The 1,956-nt window shown below is 72.9% G+C and carries 2 protein-coding genes and 1 pseudogene; all 3 read left to right on the top strand.

Annotated features, from left to right (window positions below; all coding sequences use genetic code 11):
• A pseudogene (locus CA984_RS46915) lies at positions 1-552 on the top strand (hypothetical protein); the annotation flags it as partial.
• The gene (gene mshB / locus CA984_RS43845) at positions 549-1,457 is read left to right on the top strand and encodes an N-acetyl-1-D-myo-inositol-2-amino-2-deoxy-alpha-D-glucopyranoside deacetylase (RefSeq protein ID WP_086579140.1); all 909 of its coding nucleotides are present in this window, start codon (positions 549-551) and stop codon (positions 1,455-1,457) included. The pseudogene CA984_RS46915 and the gene mshB, both read left to right, overlap by 4 nt.
• Positions 1,458-1,462: 5 nt before the next feature.
• Positions 1,463-1,956: DUF6113 family protein (locus tag CA984_RS43840; RefSeq protein ID WP_133061989.1), on the top strand; the 494-nt coding region annotated here is incomplete at its 3' end.

Here is a 1,956-nt window from a genome sequence, read left to right as displayed (position 1 = left end):
CCCTCGCTGGTGGGGGTGGCGGTGCCCTGGGCGGTCCTTCCCGTGGTGCTGTCCCTGCTGATCTCGCAGATCCATCCGGTCTACAGCCCGCGCTACGTCCTCTTCGCGGTCCCGGGCCTGGCCCTGCTGGCCGGGGCCGGTCTGGCCGCGCTCCGCCGTACCCCGGCGACCTGGGCGGTCCTCGCGGTCCTGGTGGCGTTCTCGGTGAGTGCTCACCTCGCCGTCCGCGGGCCGGCCAACCGCCCCGACGACCTCCGTACCCTCGCCGCGGAGCTGAGCGCCCAGGAGCGGCCCGGCGATGCCGTCCTCTACGTTCCCGAGCGCTTCCGGCTGTTCGTCGTCGTGTACGGCGAGCCGTACCGCAGGCTGAGTGCCCTGGGACCGGGATCCGACCGTGTGTGGCTGGTCTCGCGGCGCATCCGCGGTCCCGAGTGGGAGGAGGACCCCCGGTTGATGGAGCTCAAGCGGGACTTCCGGAAGGCCGGGAAGACCCGGATATCGGGGGCGGTCCGCATCACCCTGTACACCAGGCGGATACCCTCTGACGCATGAATGATCGGCGCCTGCTGCTCGTGCACGCCCACCCCGACGACGAGACGATCGGCAGCGGTGCGACCATGGCCAAATACGCCGCCGAGGGGGCCCACGTCACGCTGGTGACCTGCACGCTCGGCGAGGAGGGCGAGGTCATCCCGGCGGAGCTGGCCCATCTGGCCGCCGACCGGGACGACAGGCTGGGCGAGCACCGCGTCGGCGAGCTCGCCGCGGCCTGCGAGGCCCTCGGCGTCACCGACCACCGCTTCCTGGGCGGCGCGGGCCGCTGGCGCGACTCCGGGATGATGGGCGTCGCCTCCAACCACCGCGACAACGCCTTCTGGCAGGCCGATCTCGACGAGGCCGCCGGGGAGCTGGTCAAGGTCATCCGCGAGGTGCGGCCCCAGGTCCTCGTCACCTACGACGAGAACGGCTTCTACGGCCACCCGGACCACATCCAGGCCCACCGCGTCTCCTGGCGCGCCTTCGAGCTGGCCGCCGACCCGGCGTTCGGCGCGGGGGAGCCGTGGCGGATCGCCAAGTTCTACCTGACCGCGACGGCCAGGTCCACGATGCGCCGGACGGCCGAGGCGTTGCGTGCGGCCGATGTGGGCTTCCTCACCGAGGACCCCGCCGACGACCTGCCGTTCGGCTGCGCGGACGAGGACGTCACCACCGAGATCGACGGCCGGGCCCACGTGGGCCGCAAGATCGACGCGATGCGGGCGCACGCGACCCAGATCAGCGTGGCGGCGCCCTGGTTCGCCCTGTCCAACAACATCGGCCAGGAGGCGCTCGCGGTGGAGCACTTCATCCTGCGCTCCGGGGTGCCCGGACCGGCGGGACCGGGGGCGCCGCTCGAAGCCGGAGGGCTCGGCGAGCCGTACGACCGTGAGACCGATCTCTTCGCGGGGATCCACTAGCCTCGATGATTGTGATGGAGCAGGTCCACCAGACGGCACGGCGGCCTTCGGCGGCGGCGGTCACCGCGGCGGCGTACCTCATGCTGGTCCTGCTCGGCCTCATGATGGGGGTGCTGGGCGGCTTCCAGCACTCGTGGTATCTCCAGCCCTTCCCGATCTCGGCCGTCGGCTGGGTCGTCCTGCTGGCCGCGGCCTGTTACGGCGCCGGGCGGGCGATGAGGGGACGGCTGGCAGCCCTGGCGCCCGGGGTGGGCTGGATGGCGATGACGCTGATCTGGCTGGGCGGCAGCCCGGAGGGCGACGTGGTGATCGCCAACGACCTGGCCGGCTACGTCTACCTCTACGGCGGCCTGATCGCGATCCTGGCGGCCGTCCTGCTCTCCCCGTCGGGCGGCGGGGCGTGGCTGCTCGCACAGGGCCCGTACGGCTCCCGCCCGCAGGGTCCCTACGGCTCCCCGCCCGCCCAGCCGGGCGCTTCCCACCCGGCCGGACCGGACCC

This window comes from Streptosporangium minutum (assembly GCF_002149035.1).
Classification (GTDB): domain Bacteria; phylum Actinomycetota; class Actinomycetes; order Streptosporangiales; family Streptosporangiaceae; genus Streptosporangium; species Streptosporangium minutum.
Note: the sequence above shows the minus strand (reverse complement) of the source record. Positions and strands in the feature narration are given on the sequence as shown.